We start from the raw sequence: 20,242 nt of genomic DNA, 5'->3' as shown, positions 1-20,242 counted from the left end.
AATTAAGAAATACTTAATAATAATTAACCGCTATATTTTCAATGAATAAATTCACGTGAAAAATAAAGAGATAAAAAGAAATATTTTGTAATATTTTTACCACTTTAATTACTTTTTTTTTTGAACCTAAATAATAATCCATATAATAGTATCAGCCATGTAGTTACGGAGGGTAATTACATATATTCAGACAATTTATATTTAAAGGGAATATATAATGAAAAGAAAAGTTCTGGCAATTCTCGTACCCGCGTTATTAATGGCTGGCGCAGTAAATGCGGCGGAAATGTATAACAAGAATGGCAACAAAGTTGACCTGTACGGTAAGGTTGATGCGCGTCATACCTTCTCCGACAACCCAGGCGACGACGGCGATGAAACCTATGTACAGGTGGGTTTCAAAGGCGAAACGCAGATCACGAACGACCTGACAGGTTATGGCCAGTGGGAATATAAAACCTACGCTAACGATACCGAAGGCGCAGGGGATAAATCTTTCAACCGTCTGGCATACGCTGGCCTGAAATTTGGCGACTACGGCTCATTTGATTACGGCCGTAATTACGGCGTCGTGTATGACGTTGAAGCCTGGACCGATATGCTGCCAGTATTTGGTGGAGATTCTTACACCTGGACCGATAACTTCATGAACGGTCGTGCAAATGGTCTGGCAACTTACCGTAATAACGATTTCTTCGGTCTGGTCGACGGCCTGCACTTTGCGCTGCAATATCAGGGTGCTAACGAAGGTGCTAACGCAAACGAAAACCAGGAAGGCACCAAAAACGGCCATAATGACGTACGTTTCCAGAACGGCGACGGCTTCGGTATGTCCACCTCTTATGACTTCTCTGGCGATCTGTCTGGTCTGAGCCTGGGTGCTGCGTACTCTTCTTCTGACCGTACTAACGCACAAGAAGGTTTAGGTCAAAACAATGCACACTACGCCGGCGGTAAAACAGCCGAAGCATGGACCATTGGCGCGAAATACGATGCCAATAACGTCTATCTGGCAATGATGTACGCTGAAACCCGCAACATGACCCCATACGGCGATGATGGTATTGCGGATAAGACTCAGAACTTCGAAGCAGTGGCACAATATCAGTTCGACTTCGGTCTGCGTCCATCCCTGGCATGGGTTTACTCTAAAGGTAAGGACATGACTTATCCAGGCTACGCCGGCAACCCGCAGGGTCAGAAAGGCGATATGGATCTGGTTAACTACATCGACGTGGGCATGACGTACAGCTTCAACAAGAACTTCTCTACCTATGTTGACTACAAAATCAACATGCTGGACAACGATGAACGCTTCTACGAAGCAAACGGTATTTCTACCGATGACATCGTTGGCGTAGGCATGACCTACCAGTTCTAATCCCCATCAATATTAAAGCCCGCGATGCGGGCTTTTTTTATTTGACGCTGAAATATTACGGCGCTTCCTGCAAGGCCAGGCGAACAAACCCGTTATTCTGCGCCAGCAATTCGTGCGCTTTCCAGGCATCCAGCCCCGTCAGCACCATCAGTACCGCCGTTTTGCACTGGTGGTTACAGCTTTCCAGCGCGGCCTTCGCCTGCGCCCGGCTACATCCCCCCGCTTCCATCACAATGGCAATTTGTCGTTCGGCCCATCTGGTGTTGCTTGCCTCCAGATCAACGCGCAGGTTGCTGTACACCCGTCCGGAACGTACCGCCAGACCGGTGGTGATCATATGCAGGATCATGCTTTGCGCAATGCCTGCTTTAGCGTTGGTATACCCGGCCACCACATCCGCGCCCAGTTCGGGGGCAATGACCATGCTCGCCAGCTGCGCCGCTTCACTTTGCGCATCCTCCGTAATGATCGCAACCGTTGAGCCCAGAGACCACGCATGACGCATCGCGCCCCATACCCATGGGGTTTTGCCGCTGACGGACAGCGCCAGCATCATGTCATGCTCGCCAAATTCTATCGTCTGAAGGTCGGCAACGCCGCGCGCGTAGCTACCGGCGTGATCGCCTGCTGTCATCGCAATGACGGGATGTTTTCCCGGCGCAAACCCTTCTGCCGCCTGTTCAGCCACGCGTCCGGACGCGCCCGCGCCGGTCAGTACCAGACGTCCGCCGTGGCTAAGCGTCGCCGCTGCGTTATCCACCACGCGGGCCAGCATACTTAAGTGAGGGGTAAGTGCAGAAGAGATTTGCGCGTCATGCTGGTGTATGACGTTAAGCATATCCAGCGTCGATAATCTGTCGATGTTCGTGGTGCTGGCGTGCCGTCTTTCCCTGGCCGTACCGGTAAGCATAATGCTCATAAACTGCCTCCTTATTATGATTACCCTCACACTATAAAGTGTTTTATATAGGTCACATGAGAGGAGGCTCACGAAACGCCTCTCTTTACATGGCTTTATGAAACGCCCGTCATCAGCGATAATTAGCCCTTTCTTATTCATCGCGGAGTGTTAATGAGCGATTTGCAGCCCTTCCCCCCGACGCGCAAGCGCCCTATGAAGCTGAATACGCTGGTTACGCTGATGGTGTGCGCGATTATCGGCTCGGTGCTGCTGGTGGTCTTCGCGCTGTACTCTGTGCAGATCACCCGCGCCACGCGCGATGACGTGAAAGATACCGCGCTGGGTATCGCCAGGACGCTGGCCGACAGCCCGGAGATCAAGCGTGGCCTGATGGAATCGCCGCAGGCTGGCATCATCCAGCCGATTGCCGAGGCGGTGACGAAGCGCAACGACCTGCTGTTTACCGTGGTCACCGACCTGCGTGGGATCCGCTATTCCCATCCAAACGAAGCGCTGTTAGGTTTGCATTTTATTGGCGACGATCTGACGCCCGCCCTGGAAGGGAAAGAGAATGTCTCCGTTAACCGCGGCGCGCTCGCAGAAGCGCTGCGCGTCTTTACGCCCGTCTATGACGACCAGCACGACCAGATCGGCGTGGTGGTGGTGGGTATCTCGCTGAATAAAGTTGAAGATCAGATTGCCCGCGGACGGCTCAACGCCGTGTGGACCATCTTATTCAGCGTTCTGATGAGTTCAGTGGCGATATGGGGTCTGGTCCGGGTGCTGAAACGTATCCTCTTCGGGCTGGAGCCTTACGAGATCTCCGCCCTCTTTGAGCAGCGCCAGGCCATGTTGCAGTCCCTGCGCGAAGGCGTGATGGCCGTGGATATGCACGGGCGCGTGACGATGATTAACCACACCGCCAGAGAAATATTACTCCTGACCTCGGGCCAGCACTCCGAAAGCAGCAGTGAACCGCTGCTGGCCAGCCTGCGCGAAGTATCCAGGACCGGCATTGCCCGCCAGGATCAGGAGATCGGCTGTAACGGGCGGCTGCTGCTCTGCAACATGGTCCCCGTGAAAAGCCAGAATCAGGTGATCGGGGCGATCAGTACGTTCCGCGATAAGACCGAAATCAGCCAGTTAATGCAGCGTATTGATGGCATGGTCAGCTACGTTGATGCCCTGCGCTCCCATACGCATGAGTTTATGAACAAGCTGCACGTGATCCTCGGCCTGCTGCACATGAAGCGCTACGATAAGCTGGAGGAGTACATCATCCAGACCGCGCAAAATTATCAGACGGATATCGGCGCGATACAACGTAAAGTTAAATCCCCGGTCATTGCGGGCTTCCTGCTGGGTAAAATTAACCGCGCTAAAGAGGCCGGAGTGACCCTGACGCTGGCGGAGGAGAGTCAGCTTCCTGACACCGCCAATGAAGAGCAGGTTGCGGTGCTGATCACCGTGCTGGGCAATTTAATCGAAAATGCCCTGGATGCGATGGAAGGCCAGCCGGAAGGCGAGATAGGCCTGCTGCTGCATTATCAGAACGGCTGGCTGAGCGGTGAGGTCAGCGATGACGGTCCCGGCATTGATCCCGAGCGGCTGGAGGCTATTTTTACAAAGGGATACTCAACAAAAGGTGAAAACCGCGGCGTTGGGCTGTTCCTTGCGCGTCAGCAGATCCAGAATCTGGGCGGAGATATTACCGTCGAGTCGGAGCCTGGCGTATTTACCCAATTTTTTGTTCAGATCCCCTGGGATAGCGAGAGGAATATCGCGTGATAAATGTGTTAATTGTCGATGATGACGCCATGGTAGCCGACCTCAACCGTCTGTATGTTAACCGCGTTGAGGGTTTTAGCTGCTGCGGCGTCGCTTCCACGCTCAACCAGGCCGAGGCGTTGATCGCCAACCCAGGCCAGCCGATCGATCTGGTGCTGCTGGATGTCTATATGCAGCAGGATAACGGGCTGGATCTGCTGCCCATCATCCGCGCATCGGGCCGCCCGATTGATGTCATCATGATCTCGTCGGCCTCCGACGCCGCAACGATCCAGACCTCAATGCACTATGGCGTGGTGGATTACCTGATTAAACCGTTCCAGTTCCCGCGTTTTGAAGAGGCGCTGAACGGCTGGAAGGCAAAGCGCAGCCTGATGGGATCGCATCAGTATTATGAACAGGCCGACGTCGACAGGCTGATCCACGGAGGCGCGCCGGAGCTGGCCGACAGCAAAAAATTACCGAAAGGCCTGACGCCGCAGACGCTGCGCACCATTTGCCAGTGGATCGACAGCCATCCGGAGATAGAATTTTCCACCGACGATCTGGCGAATGCGGTCAACATTTCCCGCGTCTCCTGCCGCAAATACCTGATCTGGCTGGCGCAAATTAATATCCTGTTCACCAGCATTCACTACGGCGCTACCGGCCGGCCGGTATATCGCTACCGTTTGCAGCCGGAACAGGTCGGCCTACTCAAACAGTACTGCCAGTAATTCGGTAGCTGTCGTCCAGAAGGGTAAAACGGAAGTGGTGCATCGAGGAGATCACCACTTCTTTTGTTTTGGTGACAAAGATGGCTTCAATATCGGGGCGCGAACGCAGCGCGGCGCAGCCCTTTTCCACGCCCATGCCGTAGATCAGCGTGGTCCAGATATCGCCGTCGAGGGAGTCTGGCGAAATAATCGTCACGCTGTCCAGTTCGTTATCCAGCGGGTAGCCGGTGCGTGGGTCAAGTATGTGGTGATAACGTTTGCCGTTCAGCTCGAAGTAGCGCTCATAGGTGCCTGACGTCACCACCGACCGGTTTTCGACCGTCATGGCGCCAATCAGCGCGTCACCGGCGAACGGTTTTTTCAGGCCGACGCGCCAGCCGCCCTCCGGCGAGCCTAACGTCTGGACGTTGCCGCCAAGGTTGATCAGCCCAAGTTCAACGCCCTCTTTATGCAGGTAATCCCGCACCCTGTCGGCGATATAGCCTTTAGCAATGGCCCCCAGATCGATCTCCATTCCCTGGCGAGTAAGGAACACGCTGCTGTTGGCTTCATCCAGCACCACGTCCGCAGGATGCGTGATGCCCAGCAAGGCGGCGATCTCGTCCGCGGGCGGTACAGCGTCCCCCTTAAAGCCAATTTTCCAGCGCTTCACCAGCGGGCCGATCGCCAGGTTAAAGGCGCTGTCCTTAAGCAGGCTGGCCGCTTTCGCGCAGCGGATCAGCTCGAACACCGGGCGACTGACGGCAACCGGACGCTGACCGGCCGCATGGTTGATGTCCATTACCTGTGAGTGCGCTCGGTTAACGGTAAGCAGATCTTCGTACTGTTTGATCAGGCGAAACACGCGAGAGGCAAGCGCTTCGTCATAGGAAAAGAGTTTCAGGAGGATGGGCGATCCCATCAGAACGGCGGAGTAGCTGTAAACGCGATGGCTATCAGGCATTTCATGAGTCCTCAGATGTAGCCCCGGCAGGCACCGCGCCGCCGGGGAAACAGGAGCCTTACCGTGTTTTCGAACGCATAGCCGCCTGATGTCCTGCAAGCGTACCAAAAATAATGATATCTGCCACCGCGTTACCGCCGATGCGGTTACCGCCATGGATGCCCCCGACAACCTCACCCGCAGCAAACGCTCCCGGCAATACGTTGTGGTTGCTGTCCAGCACGCAGGTTTCTGTGTTAATGGTCACGCCGCCCATGGTGTGGTGAACGCCCGGTGCAATCTGAATGGCGTAGAACGGCCCTTCGTTGATTGGCGCACGCAGCGCGGTGGTGCGACCGAAATCATCGTCGTGCTGTTTCTCCACAAAGCCGTTGTAGCGTTCCAGCGTTGCCAGGAACTGGTGGTGATCCATCCCCAGTGCTTCCGCCAGGGCTTTTGGCGAGCTGGCGCTAGTAACAAACCCTTTTGCGATGTACTCATCCGCGGCTTTGTTTTTGGCGCGAACATGCTCGTCAAAGACGATGTAAGCGTATTTCTCCGGCAGCGCGATGATCTGCGCCGAGACTTTGTCGCGGGTCGACATTTCGTTATAGAAGCGGTTGCCCTGCTGGTTTACCAGAATCGCCCCGCCGCCGCGGATGGATTCGGAAATCAGATACGACGTTTTCTGCTCAACGGTTGGGTGGATCTGAATTTCGCCCATATCCACGGTGCCCGCACCGATACGCTCCAGCAGCGCGATACCGCCTCCGGTCGCCCCTTTGTGGTTGGTGGTAACGAACCCTGCCAGATCCGGACGGTATTTCACCACCATCTGGCTGTTGGCGCTGAAGCCGCCCGTTGCCACAATCACGCTTTTGGTTGCCACGGTGAGGGTTTCGTTCTCTTCGGTGGTCAGACGCACGCCGGTCACTTCGCCATTTTCGAAAATGATGTCGCTCACGGAGGTATCCAGCATCACCTCGATGTTGCGCTTGTTGACGTTACGCACCAGGCCGCTGATCAGATACCCGCCCACTGCGGAACCGTCTTTCGGACGGTGCGTACGGTCGATGCTCATCCCGCCGGTGGTGGTAATGTCGTTCAGCATAATGCCGCGCGTGGCCAGCCATTCGATAGCCTGCGGCGCGTTCTCGACAAAGCGACGCAGCAGTTCAGGGTCGTTCTTGTTGCCACCGCCTTTCAGACTTTCCTGGTAGAACAGCTCTTTGCTGTCCTGAATACCTTTCACGCGCTGGAAGCGGGTCTCCGCCGCGTTCATCCCGGCCGAGGCTTTAATGGTGTTCCCGCCGATGGTGGGCATTTTCTCGACGATCAGCACGCTCGCGCCTTCGTCATGCGCCTGAATCGCCGCCGCCAGACCGGCGCCGCCGCTGCCGACCACCACCACATCCACGCTTTTAGTCTCATTCGGGTCAGCGCCCTCTTCTGCCGCCAGCGCTTTGCTGGATTTCAGCATCGCCTTCGAGACCGCTTTTTTCACCGCCTCGCTCTGGCTGGTCGCGCCCGTAATCGCGTCCACGTGCGGGGTGTTGGCATCCAGAATACGGGTACGGATCTCTTCGAAGCTGGTGACAAACTCGACGTCTTCACTCGGGCCGGAGGCCAGTTCGATATCGGCGATGCGGTCGGTTTCGAGGCTGACGTTAATCACCAGCTCGTTAGCATCGTCCTGCACTTTTTCAATAAAGGTGCCCGGTTTGAATTTCGATTCGCCCATGCTCATGTCGCGGATCATCGCTTCCACCAGCGAGAAGCGCCACAGCGGTTCCGGGATGCTCAGTTCTTCGCGTCGGGTGCTGTCCATAAACAGCTCCAGGCTTTCGCCCGCCGCGATGCGATCGGTCCAGTCCGGATAGGCGATGGTGGCGCGGCCAACGGCAATCAGGTCGTAACCGTGATCCAGCGCTTCATTCACATCCGTGGCATTTACCACGCCGCCAACGCCCATCACCGGTACCTGCGCCAGCGTGTCAGAGCGCATGGCGCAGTATTTTTCGATAAGTGGCGTCGGGTCCTGAGTATCGACGATAGAAGGACGCAGGGCGGCGCCAACGGAGAAGTGGAGATAATCTACCCCGCGCGCGGCCAGTTTTTCCAGCAGATACAGGGTGTCTTCGAAGCGAATGCCCGGGACTTCAAGCTCTTCCGGAGAGAAACGGTAGCCAATGATAAACGCGTCGTCCGCGTACTGGCGCACCATCTTGTGGGTAATGTCCAGCACCGCCAGCGGGAATTTCGCGCGGTTTTCGCGGCTGCCGCCCCACTCGTCGTCGCGCTGGTTAGAGTTCGGGGAGAAGAACTGCTGGATCAGATAGGTATTCGCCCCGTGGATTTCGACGCCGTCGAACCCGGCCTGAATTGCGCGGCGCACGGCTTCGCCGAACTTGCCGATCATGCCTTCCACCTCTTCCGCGGTCAGGGCAACCGGCGTGGCGGCACCGTCACGCGGCGCGGCAACGGCGCTTGGGCCAACCGGCGTGCGACCCCCAATCAGTTTTGGGTCGACCATACGGCCGCCGTGGTAGATTTGCAGCAGGGCTTTAGAGCCTTTGGACTTGATGGCGTCAGCGATTTTTGCCAGCCCGGCGATTTTCTCGTCGTTATCAATACCAATTGCGCCCGGGAACGCCAGGCCGAGATCGTCAACAAAACAGCACTCAACGATGATGGTGCCGATGCTGCCCGCACGGGCGCGGTAGTACTCCACCAGCTCGCTGGTCACGGTGCCATCGTAATAACCGGTACAGGTTGTCATCGGGGCCATTAACAAACGGTTTTTCAGTTCAGTACCATTCGGTAATGTGAAGGGGCTTAAAATACGTTCGTTAGTGCTCATAATAGAAACTCCAAACTTTAAAAATTAAGAATTCGTTATCGGAATGATTTTTTATTTCGTGTTTTTTGCCGATGTCATGATAGTAATATAAAGCTTTTTTTAGTTTCTAAAGTCATTACGTTAGTTAATAAACTATTTAATCCCTTCGATAACATTAATAACACATTGGTGTTAGCGGGAATGTTTCACTCGTTCACAAGAATTTAAAAAAAGTTAAATTATAAAAGGTCAAACCAATACACCAAATCTATCAAAAAACATTATAAAACAAAGACAAACAAAATCACCAGAATTTAAATGTTATAGTTTTGATACATAAAATGCGTAAAGCTAGCGAATAACCACACTACTCAGAGTGGTTATTATAAAAAATATAAAAATAGCCATTCAGTTCCGTTTTTTTGATCGCGATCAATAGTTATGGCATTCAAAAGAGCAATATAAAAACATCATCATTTTTTATTTAGCGCAAACCAAAATGCGTTAAATCGCTATTAGTGAAAACACAAATCCGCACCTTAAATAACTAAAAAAAGCAAAAAGGATATTTCAATCGAATTTGTGTTTTCGCCGGGCGACGAATTTTTGACAACTTAAGACGTGAAACTATGAATACAAAAACTGCTGTAACGCCTCCTGCGGCGAATCTGGCATCAAATGGAACAGCAAAACGACTGCTGATGATGGCTTTGCCCGTCATTGTTGCCGTCCTGCTGTTGTTTGTCCCCGTTCCGGAAGGGCTGCCGCCTTATGCGTGGCACTACTTCGCCATCTTTGTCGGCGTCATCGTCGGCTTAATTTTCGAACCGCTGCCGGGCGCCGTGATCGGTCTTACCGGCGTCGTGGCGATTGCGCTGTGCAGCCAGTGGGTACTCTTTAGCCCGGAACAGCTGGCTGACCCAAAATTCAAGCTGGCGGGCGCCTCCTTTAAATGGGCGGTCAGCGGGTTTGGTAACTCCACCGTCTGGCTGATTTTCGGTGCCTTTATGTTCGCCGCAGGCTACGACAAAACCCGCTTCGGCCGCCGTCTGGCGCTGATTCTGGTGAAGTACCTGGGCCGTCGCAGCCTCACGCTCGGTTACGCCATTACGTTTGCGGACCTGCTGCTGGCCCCGTTCACCCCGTCCAACACCGCGCGCAGCGGCGGGACCATCTACCCGATCATCGCCAACCTGCCGCCGCTGTACGGTTCAAAACCCAATGACCCAAGCGCGCGCAAAATCGGTTCGTATCTGATGTGGGTAGCCATCACCGCGGCCTGTATCACCAGCTCGATGTTCCTTTCCGCTCTGGCACCTAACCTGCTGGCGCTGGCGCTGGTAAAAAGCACGGTTGGAATTGATATCTCCTGGGGGACCTGGTTCCTCGCCTTCCTGCCGCTGGGCATCCTGCTGATCCTGACCATGCCGCTGCTGGCCTACTGGTTCTACCCGCCGGAAGTAAAAGTGAATAACGAAGTACCGCTGTGGGCGACCCGTGAACTGAAAAAACTGGGCAAACTGTCGCGCAATGAGATCCTGCTGCTGGTGTTCGTGTGCTGTGCGCTGCTGATGTGGATCTTCGCCGCGGCGTGGATTGAACCGGCCATGGCTGCCCTGCTGATCGTTGGCCTGATGCTGTGGACCGGCGTGCTGGAGTGGAACGATATCACCGGTAACAAAGCCGCGTGGAATACCTTCGTCTGGTTCGCCACCCTGGTGGCGCTGGCGGATGGCCTCTCCTCCACCGGTTTTATCAGCTGGCTGGGTAAAGAAGGCGGCCTGCTGATGAGCGGTATCTCTCCGGGTGTCGCCACCATCGTGCTGCTGCTGGCGTTCTACCTGCTGCACTATCTGTTCGCCAGCACCACCGCGCACACCACGGCGCTGCTGCCTGCGATGCTGACCATCGCCTCCACCATTCCGGGCATGAATATGGAAGTGTTCGTTCTGCTGATGGTGACCTCGCTGGGCGTGATGGGGATCATTACCCCCTACGGTACCGGTCCAAGCCCGATTTACTACGGTAGCGGCTACCTGCCAACCAAAGACTACTGGCGCCTCGGCACCATCTTCGGTGCCATCTTCCTGGCGGCCCTGCTGCTGATTGGTTATCCGTGGATGTCCATGATGTTCTGATTCCTGACCGCCGGACTTCTCCTCCGGCGGTTTTATTTTTGTGGAGCAATACGCTATGTCAAACAAACCGTTTATCTACCAAAACCCCTTCCCTCTTGCGCACGATGACACCGAATACTATCTGCTGACCAAAGAGCACGTTTCCGTTGCCGAGTTCGACGGTCAGGAAGTGCTGAAAGTCGAGCCAGAGGCGTTGACCCTGCTGGCACAGCAGGCCTTCCACGACGCGGCATTTATGCTGCGCACCTCTCACCAGAAGCAGGTTGCGGCTATTCTGAGCGACCCGGAAGCCAGCGAGAACGATAAGTACGTTGCCCTGCAATTCCTGCGCAACTCCGAAATTGCGGCGAAAGGCGTGCTGCCCACCTGTCAGGATACCGGTACGGCAATCATTATGGGTAAGAAAGGCCAGCGCATCTGGACCGGCGGCGGTGACGAAGCGGCGCTGAGTCAGGGCGTGTATAACACCTATATTGAAGACAACCTGCGCTACTCGCAGAATGCGGCGCTGGATATGTATAAAGAGGTGAACACCGGCACCAACCTGCCCGCGCAGATCGACCTCTACAGCGTTGATGGTGACGAGTATAAATTCCTGTGCATGGCGAAAGGCGGCGGTTCCGCCAATAAAACTTATCTGTATCAGGAAACCAAAGCGCTGATCACCCCGGCGAAGCTGAAAAATTATCTGGTTGAGAAGATGCGGACCCTCGGCACCGCGGCCTGCCCGCCTTACCATATCGCCTTCGTTATTGGCGGCACCTCAGCGGAAGCCACGCTGAAAACCGTCAAGCTCGCCTCTGCGCGCTACTACGATGGCCTGCCAACCGAAGGCAACGCGCACGGCCAGGCGTTCCGCGACGTCCAGCTTGAGCAGGAACTGCTTCAGGAAGCGCAAAACCTCGGCCTTGGCGCGCAGTTCGGCGGGAAATACTTTGCCCACGACATTCGCGTAATCCGCCTGCCGCGCCACGGTGCCTCCTGCCCAATCGGCATGGGCGTCTCCTGCTCCGCTGACCGTAATATCAAAGCGAAAATCAACCGCGACGGGATCTGGATTGAGAAGCTGGAACACAATCCGGGCCAGTATATTCCTGAGTCCCTGCGTCAACAGGGTGAAGGCGACGTGGTGAGCATCAATCTCGACAAGCCGATGAATGAGATCCTGGCGCAGCTTTCCGCGCACCCGGTCTCCACCCGCCTGTCGCTGAACGGCACCATCATCGTGGCGCGCGACATCGCCCATGCGAAGCTGAAAGAGCTGCTCGACAACGGGGAAGAACTGCCGCAGTACGTTAAAGATCACCCGATTTACTACGCAGGCCCGGCGAAAACGCCAGAAGGTTACGCGTCTGGCTCCTTAGGCCCAACCACCGCCGGGCGTATGGACTCCTACGTGGACCTACTGCAATCCCACGGTGCGAGCATGATCATGCTGGCCAAAGGTAACCGCAGCCAGCAGGTCACCACGCTTGCCATAAGCACGGCGGCTTCTACCTCGGCAGCATCGGCGGCCCGGCGGCGGTGCTGGCGCAAAACAGCATCAAGAGCCTGGAGTGCGTGGCGTATCCTGAACTGGGAATGGAAGCCATCTGGAAAATTGAAGTGGAGAACTTCCCGGCGTTTATCCTGGTGGATGACAAAGGCAACGACTTCTTCCAGCAGATCCAGAATAAACAGTGCAAAGGGTGCTCACAGCGCTGAACGTTTCCATAACGCCGGAAGCAGCGACAGCGTATCGTTGATCAACCCGCGCTTGTCGCTGCCCGGCTTCCAGATAGTGACCATCGTCTGGCTTATCCCCTGGCTGCCCACTTCGGTGGGCAGCCTTTTTACATTTTTCCACTGCGTTGCCTGAAGATGGGTCGGCAAAAACCCCCAGCCGCAGCCCTGCTCCAGCAGGCTGCGCAGCATCTCCAGTTCGTTAGTGAAAAGCGTGTGCCCTGAAATTTGCAGGCGACGGGCAACCGGCTCGTCTGACGCGGGATGCATAATCACCTGTGGCACCAGAGAGAGATCGAGCAGCGACACCGGCGACGCAACCTCCGCAAAAAGCGCCGTTGCGGCGTAAAAATCCATTTCGATCGCCCCCAGCGCCCGCCACTCCATCTCATTGCCCACGCTGCGGTTGCGCGCCTGGCAGATCCCCAGATCGGCCTGACCGTTTGCCAGCATCGCTTCCGCCTCATCGCGCGATGCGCTGGTCAGGCTCAGGCGGATCTTTTTCGTCGCCAGTGTGGCAATCAGCGCCTGTAAAAAAGCTCTGGGGGTGAACGGATCGTAAGCGAGGGCAATGTCCTGCGTCGCGCTGTACGGTACCGATCTGGCAAACGCCTCAAACGCTTTGACCTGGCGCATTAGCAGGTGCGCCTGCCGCTGAAGCTGCTCCCCCTCCGGCGTCAGGCGCAGGCTGCGCCCCTCCCGCAGGAACAGAGCATAGCCCAGCCCATCCTCAAGGAAATCGATCAGATCCCGCAGGGTAGTACGATCTTTGCCGAGTTTACTGGCCGCCTTCATCAGGCTGCCGTGTTCAGCGACGGCAGTGAACGCCTCAAGCTGGGCAAAGGAATAGATCAGTGATGCCACGCCATTCTCCACGCAATTTTTACGGGGGATTTTCCCCCATAACGCGTTTTTTATTATAGGCCGCAGGTTATTAAACTGAAGTCCTTCCTGAGCCAAACGAGATAAATATGAAAATCAAAACAAACCGCACGCTGCTCGCGGCGCTGGTTGTCAGCAGCCTGCTCTCGCCCGCCGTTATGGCGGCCTGCAACGGTACCGACCTCACCACCTGTCCGGCGCCTTTCGATGCCAGACTCCCGGACGCGCATACCATGCTCACCTGGAGCCAGGCCGATCGCGTGGTGGGCTTTCGCAATGACTACCGCAACTACGCAGGGGATGTGTTCCGCCACGGCAACGCTACGCCGCTGCTGCCCGCAGAAAAACCGCTCACCGATGCCCGCTATCAGGTGAAGGGTAAGAGTTACACTCTTCAGGATTACCTGAAACGCCAGAACGTCAGCGGCATGCTGGTGCTGAAAAACGGCAAAGTGGCCTATAAATACCTGGGTGAAGGCAATACCGACTCAACGCTCTGGACGTCGCGTTCCGTGGGCAAATCGGTGGTCTCCGCGCTGGTGGGTGCTGCAATTAAAGAAGGGAAAATCCACTCCCTGGACGACCTTGTCACCCAATACGAACCTGACTTAAAAGGCACCGCCTGGGAGGGCGTAACGCTAAAACAGCTCATCACCCACACCTCTGGCGTGGCGTGGAACGAAGATTACACCAACCCGCAATCTGACTTCGCCCGGCTTACCGAATGCGAAGCGAAGCCGGGCACCTACAACTGCGTGCGCACCCTGGTGAAGGGGTTACACCGTGAACACCCGGCGGGCGAAAACTGGTCCTATTCCTCGGGTGGCGCCTGGCTGTTAGGCGATGTGCTTGAGCGCGCCACCGGCATGACGCTCGCGGCGTATCTGGAGAAGACCATCTGGCAGCCGTACGGCATGGCGAGCGACGGCGTGTGGCATGCCTACAGCAAAGGCCAGCACGACGTGGGTGCGCATGGGTTCAACGCCACGCTGGAAGACTGGGGGCGTTTCGGGGAGTTTATCCTGCATAACGGTACGCTGCCGGACGGGAAGCAGATCCTCCCCGAGGGCTGGGTGAAACAGTCCTCAGCCTGGACACAGGCCAAAGGATCGGTGTCCGACGCGCATCCGAAGGGGTTATACGGCTACCAGTGGTGGAACAACGAAGTACCAGCCACCGCCACCCACGTGGAGCCGAAAGTCGAAAATTCGCTGAAGGATTCCCTGTGGGCGCTGGGTATATTTGGTCAGATGATCATGGTTAATCAGAAAGAAAATCTGGTTATCGTCCAGTGGTCCACCTGGCCGCAGGCAGAGCCGTCATTCAGCGCCCAGCCGCTGGAAGCGTCGCTGATGTTTAGCGCGATTGCGAACGCGCTGCGCTGATAATCCCAAGCCAGGCCCCGCCTGGCTTCTCACCTGCGCGATGTCACAAAACCGATATATCAGCAACTTAGCGAAATCGAGTAAATAAAAGATCACCGAAATGTTAAGTTATTGTTGAATATGTAAATACTGGTCAACGCTTTGTCATTAATGCACCACACGCATCAGTCCATGCGCTATTTGCGCTTATTAATTTCCACTTCCTGATCCAGTTTTCAGAAACAGACGAGCATAACGTCACTATAAAACTGGAGATAATCATGGTTTCCTCAACCTCACCTGCAACGCTTCGTGCCAAAGCGGGCGCGATTTTCCGCGTCACGTCGGGCAACTTTCTTGAGCAATTCGACTTCTTTCTGTTCGGCTTTTATGCCACCTACATCGCCCATACTTTTTTTCCGGCAAGCAGTGAATTTGCGTCCCTGATGATGACCTTCGCCGTCTTTGGCGCGGGCTTCCTGATGCGTCCGATCGGGGCCATTGTGCTGGGGGCTTACATTGATAAAGTGGGTCGCCGTAAAGGGCTGATCGTCACCCTGTCAATTATGGCCGCCGGAACCTTCCTGATCGTGCTGATCCCTTCTTACCAGAGCATTGGCCTGTGGGCGCCGCTGCTGGTGCTGACCGGCCGCCTGTTGCAGGGTTTTTCGGCAGGCGCCGAGCTGGGCGGGGTTTCGGTTTATCTGGCGGAGATCGCCACGCCGGGCCGCAAGGGTTTCTACACCAGCTGGCAGTCGGGTAGCCAGCAGGTCGCCATTATGATCGCGGCGGCGATGGGCTTCGCCCTGAATGTGGTGCTGGAAGAGAGTGCCATTCGCGAATGGGGATGGCGTATTCCGTTCCTGTTTGGCTGTCTGATTGTGCCGTTTATCTTTTTCCTGCGCCGCAAGCTCGAAGAGACCGAGGAATTCAGCGCCCGTCGCCACCATCTGGCAATGCGTCAGGTCTTCACAACGCTGCTCGCCAACTGGCCGGTAGTCGTCGCGGGCATGCTGATGGTGGCGATGACCACCACCGCGTTTTACCTGATCACCGTTTACGCGCCGACCTTCGGTAAAAAAGTCCTGATGCTTAGCGCGTCGGACAGTCTTCTGGTCACGCTGCTGGTGGCGGTGTCCAACTTCATCTGGCTTCCGGTGGGCGGCGCGCTGTCGGATCGCTTCGGGCGTAAACCGGTGCTGATCGCCATGACGCTGCTGGCGCTGGCGACCAGCTATCCGGCACTGACGATGCTGGCCGCAGCCCCGAGCTTCTCAATGATGCTGACTGTGCTGCTGTGGCTCTCTTTCCTCTACGGCCTGTATAACGGCGCGATGATCCCGGCCCTGACGGAGATCATGCCAGCAGAGGTGCGCGTGGCGGGCTTCTCACTGGCTTACAGCCTGGCAACGGCGGTCTTTGGCGGTTTCACGCCAGTGATTTCGACTGCCTTAATTGAGTACACCGGCGACAAAGCCTCTCCGGGCTACTGGATGAGCTTTGCCGCCGTTTGCGCCCTGCTGGCAACGCTTTATCTCTATCGTCGTCGCACGTTAATCCTGCAAACTGCCGTTAAGGAGTGATCCCTCATGCTTACATTCAGAACGGTGATTGCCGCCCTGACCTTCGCCACCCTCAGCGCGGGCGCGCTTGCGCAGGATGTGACGGTGATGATTTCTGGCGGCTTCAAAGCGGCGCTGGAGAAGCTGACGCCGCAGTACGAAGCGCAAAGCGGTGACAGACTCATTGTGATCCCCGGCCCGTCGATGGGCAAAACGCCGCAGGCCATTCCGGCCCGGCTCGCCCGGGGCGAAAAAGCGGACGTGGTGATTATGGTGGGCGATGCGCTGGCGAAACTGGAACAGGATCGCAGGACGGCGGCGGGCTCTCGCGTGGAGCTGGCGGATTCGCCCGTCGGGATGGTCGTCAAAGCGGGCGCGCCGGTGCCGGATATCAGTACGGTGCCTGCCCTGCGGCAAACGCTGCTGAAGGCGCATTCCATAGCTTATTCCGACAGCGCCAGCGGCCGGTATGTAGAGAGCCAGCTGTTCCGTAAGCTGGGCATCGACGGCCAGGTCCACGATAAAGCGCACCGGGTTGAGCGCATCCCGGTGGCGTCTGAAGTGGCAAAAGGGAAATACGATCTCGGCTTTCAGCAGGTGAGCGAGCTTCTGCCGGTCCCGGGGGTGACGTTTGTGGGTAAGTTGCCTGACGACATGCAGTACATTACCCGTTTCGCCGGAGCCGTAACGCAGAAGGCTGACCATCCCGAACAGGGAAAAGCGCTGCTGGCCTTTCTCTCTTCGCCACAGGCCGCCAGCGTCATTACGGCAACGGGCTTAACGCCCGTCAGTGCACCTCGCGATACTGCTCGGTAATCAGCGTTTCGAGTTCGGCAGCAATATAGGACTGGATCCGCCCGCGGCGGCGGATCAGCCCCACGGTTCGCCTGACCTCAGGCTCGGTTAAAGGTACCGACGTCAGCAGCGAATGCTCTGCGCGGGGCATTGACATGGCGGGAACGGCCGCAATGCCGATCCCGGCTTCAACCATCCCCAGCATGGTCGTCACGTGCCGCGTTTCGCAGATGCTGGGGCGCTCAGGCCGAATATGCCCGACCCGCTGGTCGAGAAGATTGCGGTTGCCGGAGGTCTTATCCAGACCGATATAATCCTGCTGAAAAAAAGCCTGCCACGTCAGGCTTTTTCTTTTTGCAAGCGGGCTGTCGCGCCGACAGGCAGCCACGTAGACATCCTCCACCAGCGGGACAAACTCGATGTCGGGCTGCAAACTCCGGGCAAAGCAGATACCAAAATCCGCCTGTCCGCGGGTGACGGCCTCGATAACATTTCCGGCGCTGCTGTCGATCAGTTTTATGCGCACGCGGGGGTAACGGGACTGAAAGCGGCGGATAACATCCGGCATAAAGTAACAGGCGGCGGACGGCACCGTCGCCACGGTGATTAGCCCCGTACGCTCCTCGCTGGCCTTATCGATATCCGAAAGCATGGACTCCACATCAGCAAGCAGCTGTCCGCATCGGTCGGCAAAGGTCTGTCCATACAGGGTCAGCGTGACGCGCCGGGTGGTTCTGTCGAACAGTTTTGTCCCCAGTGCCGCCTCCAGCTTTTCAATTCTGCGACTCAACGCCGACTGGGAAAGGCAGATAGACTCCGCCGCAAGACGGAAATTGCCATATTCCAGTAAAGCGCGGAAGGCATAGAGATCGTTGAGGTCAAAATTGACGGGCATACTGACGGGATCCTTAAGCACGGTAGGGTAAGAAGAGATTTATCATAGTCGCGCACGACATACTTCACAAAATGAAGGGGATACCCCTAAAGCGCTATCAACCTGACGGCACATAGTGATAGTTTATGCGGGCTGGATTCCTCTTAAACAGGCTGCCAGTCTGCATGCAGCCGAAGAGGAGTGTCATACTGCTTAACAGAGTATGTTGGCATGCTAACAGCCCCTGACCTTTCCATTTTGTTCACGTGCGAGTAACGAGCAAAGCGATGATTAAGTGGCCCTGGAAAACGAACGACGCTGGTCGAAATATGGCGCTGCCCTGGGATGAGGCTCTGGCGATCCCCGTGCTGGCGAATCTCTTGCCTGAAGAGCAATCAAAGCTGATTCAGCTGGCCGAGCGTTTTTTACAGCAAAAAAGGCTGGTACCGCTACAGGGCTTCGAACTGGATCCGCTTAAAAATTCCCGCATCGCCCTGCTCTTCTGCTTGCCGGTGCTGGAGCTGGGTATCGAATGGCTGGATGGCTTCCACGAAGTGCTGATCTACCCGGCGCCGTTTATCGTCGATGATGAGTGGGAGGATGACATCGGGCTGGTGCACAACCAGCGTATGGTGCAGTCCGGGCAAAGCTGGCAGCAAGGGCCAATCATCCTCAACTGGCTGGATATTCAGGACTCGTTCGATGCCTCGGGCTTCAACCTGATCATTCACGAAGTGGCGCATAAGCTGGATACCCGCAACGGCGATCGCGCCAGCGGCGTGCCGCTGATCCCGCTGCGTGAAGTCGCGGGATGGGAGCACGACCTGCACGCGGCGATGGAAAACATTCAGGATGAGATAGACCTGGTGGGTGAAAGCGCGGCCAGCATTGATGCCTATGCCGCGACCGATCCCGCCGAGTGTTTTGCGGTACTGTCCGAGTATTTCTTTAGCGCACCTGAGCTTTTCGCTCCGCGCTTCCCGGCGCTGTGGCAGCGTTTTTGCCATTTTTATCAGCAGGATCCGCTTCAGCGTCTGCGGCAAAGTGAGGACGCAGCCAGCACATCCTCTCATCCGTTCCACTAATGTTCAGCAGAGGTACGATCGGTCGATCGTACCCACACGCTCACCGCGAGAAACAGCAGCGCCATTCCCCATGCGGCAGTAATCAAAAACTGCTCACCGTAAAAGCGCGTCACCACGGGTACCAGCAGCGCGCTGGCCCCGTACCCCAGCGTATGGCTGGTGGCGATCACCCCTGCGCCTTTGCCCGTCGTCAGCCGATCGTTGAGCAAAAGCTGGTATCCCGGCGTTGCCATGGCGGCCCCCAGCGAAGTGATGACAATTCCCACGTAGAACAGGGCTAAACTGGCGAGACACATCAGCCCAAGACCCGCCACCATCAAGACCGCGGCAATTAAGAGTAAAACTCTCGGGGTAAAATGCTGCGGGCGTACCACCAGAAACTGCGCCGCCAGGGTCGCCAGCGCGGCCAGGCTCAGCAGCAGCGCGACATGATGGCTGATTTGCACGGCATCGCCATTAAATAACGGGTGAAGATGCGGCGATAAACCAAGCTGCATCAGGCTGACCAGCGCCGCCAGCAGCAGTGCCAGCACCAGGAAAGGCAGCATGGAGGCCTGTAACCGCGTCGACTGGTGCGCCACCGGCGGCAGCGGGGGATCGGCGGCTTCGCGCAGCACCAGCAGAAGCGCGATAAACGGTGCCAGCGCCATCAGCCAGAGCGGTGCGACCGGGCTGACGCTGAGCATCAGCGCGGCCAGGGGCGGTCCCAGCAGACGCCCGCAGCTAAGGCCAGAGCTTATCGTCGCCAGCGCCGCCATCCTTTTATCCAGCCCCGCGCGTTGAATGGCCCACGTCTGGGCCGCAGGCACCAGCCCTGATACCGTCAGGCCGTACAGCATGCGCGACAGCACCAGGCCTGCCATTCCCCAGAGAGCATTCAGCGCGCCGTTCGCCATTGCCCAGACCACCAGCGCCATCACGACAAAGCTCGCCAGATAGCCTCCCAGCGAGGCCAGCATAACGATCTTACAGCCGTGCCGCTCGCTCTGGCGTCCCCACCAGGGCGATGCGGGTAAAAAGAGCATCGAGCCGAACATCAGCAGCCCGGCCCAGACGGAGAGCGACAGTCCGGTCAGGGAGACCAGCTGCGGCAGCATAACCAGCAAACCGTTTTGCCCAATACCTAATAAACCGGCGCCCAGTGCCAGGGGCCAGTTAGCTTTAGGGGTCACAACGTCAGTGAGATTCTCAGTACGGGTGCGCATAAAATTGTGAAGATAATGTCAATAAATGTGTGGAAATTATGAAGTTTATGAAAACAAATATTGCAAAA

The 20,242-nt window shown here is 56.4% G+C and carries 14 protein-coding genes and 1 pseudogene; 9 read left to right on the top strand and 6 right to left on the bottom strand.

Going from position 1 to position 20,242, the window contains the following annotated elements:
• The first annotated feature begins 217 nt into the window (after positions 1–217).
• Positions 218–1,381 (top strand): porin OmpC, encoded by a 1,164-nt coding sequence (ompC, locus tag INF61_RS21025; RefSeq protein ID WP_047728051.1) that lies wholly within the window; start codon positions 218–220, stop codon positions 1,379–1,381.
• A gap of 55 nt (positions 1,382–1,436) precedes the next feature.
• Here ompC and INF61_RS21020 read toward each other — a convergent pair whose 3' ends face one another.
• Positions 1,437–2,300 carry an N-acetylmuramic acid 6-phosphate etherase gene (locus tag INF61_RS21020; RefSeq protein WP_047728047.1) on the bottom strand — a complete coding sequence of 288 codons (864 nt, stop codon included), beginning with the start codon at positions 2,298–2,300 and terminating at the stop codon, positions 1,437–1,439.
• 153 nt (positions 2,301–2,453) lie between these two features.
• On the opposite strand from INF61_RS21020, the gene INF61_RS21015 reads away from it, so the two are divergent.
• On the top strand, positions 2,454–4,070 hold the full coding sequence (locus INF61_RS21015) for a sensor histidine kinase (protein ID WP_032619380.1): 1,617 nt from the start codon (positions 2,454–2,456) through the stop codon (positions 4,068–4,070).
• Complete coding sequence (gene dcuR / locus INF61_RS21010) at positions 4,067–4,786, top strand: two-component system response regulator DcuR (protein ID WP_003859556.1); 720 nt, start codon at positions 4,067–4,069, stop codon at positions 4,784–4,786. Before INF61_RS21015 ends, dcuR begins: the two co-directional genes overlap by 4 nt.
• Here dcuR and INF61_RS21005 read toward each other — a convergent pair.
• A complete protein-coding gene (locus INF61_RS21005) occupies positions 4,767–5,729 on the bottom strand; it encodes an FAD:protein FMN transferase (protein WP_047728046.1) in 963 nt (320 codons plus the stop codon). The genes dcuR and INF61_RS21005 overlap by 20 nt on opposite strands.
• A gap of 58 nt (positions 5,730–5,787) precedes the next feature.
• Positions 5,788–8,568, bottom strand: a complete 2,781-nt coding sequence (locus INF61_RS21000; RefSeq protein ID WP_193548099.1) for a flavocytochrome c — start codon at positions 8,566–8,568, stop codon at positions 5,788–5,790.
• Between the two features lie 608 nt (positions 8,569–9,176).
• Here INF61_RS21000 and INF61_RS20995 point away from each other — a divergent pair.
• A complete protein-coding gene (locus tag INF61_RS20995; RefSeq protein WP_193548098.1) occupies positions 9,177–10,685 on the top strand; it encodes an anion permease in 1,509 nt (502 codons plus the stop codon).
• Positions 10,686–10,740: 55 nt separating this feature from the next.
• A pseudogene (gene fumA / locus INF61_RS20990) lies at positions 10,741–12,389 on the top strand (class I fumarate hydratase FumA).
• Here fumA and INF61_RS20985 read toward each other — a convergent pair.
• Positions 12,378–13,283: a LysR family transcriptional regulator gene (locus tag INF61_RS20985; protein ID WP_193548097.1), complete on the bottom strand. Its 906-nt coding sequence runs from the start codon at positions 13,281–13,283 to the stop codon at positions 12,378–12,380. The pseudogene fumA and the gene INF61_RS20985 sit on opposite strands and share 12 nt — an antisense overlap.
• A gap of 95 nt (positions 13,284–13,378) precedes the next feature.
• On the opposite strand from INF61_RS20985, the gene INF61_RS20980 reads away from it, so the two are divergent.
• The 3 genes from INF61_RS20980 (at position 13,379) to INF61_RS20970 (ending at position 17,031) form a co-directional block, all read left to right on the top strand.
• A complete protein-coding gene (locus INF61_RS20980; RefSeq protein WP_032654133.1) occupies positions 13,379–14,674 on the top strand; it encodes a serine hydrolase in 1,296 nt (431 codons plus the stop codon).
• Positions 14,675–14,934: 260 nt separating this feature from the next.
• On the top strand, positions 14,935–16,236 hold the full coding sequence (locus INF61_RS20975; RefSeq protein ID WP_017693129.1) for an MFS transporter: 1,302 nt from the start codon (positions 14,935–14,937) through the stop codon (positions 16,234–16,236).
• Positions 16,237–16,242: 6 nt separating this feature from the next.
• Complete coding sequence (locus INF61_RS20970) at positions 16,243–17,031, top strand: substrate-binding domain-containing protein (RefSeq protein WP_045906573.1); 789 nt, start codon at positions 16,243–16,245, stop codon at positions 17,029–17,031.
• On the opposite strand, the gene INF61_RS20965 is transcribed toward INF61_RS20970, so the two are convergent.
• Complete coding sequence (locus tag INF61_RS20965; protein ID WP_193548096.1) at positions 17,003–17,905, bottom strand: LysR family transcriptional regulator; 903 nt, start codon at positions 17,903–17,905, stop codon at positions 17,003–17,005. The two genes, INF61_RS20970 and INF61_RS20965, sit on opposite strands and share 29 nt — an antisense overlap.
• Before the next feature lie 266 nt (positions 17,906–18,171).
• On the opposite strand from INF61_RS20965, the gene mtfA reads away from it, so the two are divergent.
• On the top strand, positions 18,172–18,969 hold the full coding sequence (gene mtfA / locus INF61_RS20960; RefSeq protein WP_017383320.1) for a DgsA anti-repressor MtfA: 798 nt from the start codon (positions 18,172–18,174) through the stop codon (positions 18,967–18,969).
• Here the strand turns inward: mtfA and INF61_RS20955 are convergent.
• A complete protein-coding gene (locus INF61_RS20955) occupies positions 18,966–20,174 on the bottom strand; it encodes an MFS transporter (protein ID WP_015572420.1) in 1,209 nt (402 codons plus the stop codon). The two genes, mtfA and INF61_RS20955, sit on opposite strands and share 4 nt — an antisense overlap.
• Between the last annotated feature and the right edge of the window lie 68 nt (positions 20,175–20,242).

The sequence above is a fragment of the Enterobacter cloacae complex sp. P18RS genome, assembly GCF_014982105.1.
Taxonomy (GTDB): domain Bacteria; phylum Pseudomonadota; class Gammaproteobacteria; order Enterobacterales; family Enterobacteriaceae; genus Enterobacter; species Enterobacter hormaechei_C.
This window is presented reverse-complemented; position numbering and strand designations above follow the sequence as displayed.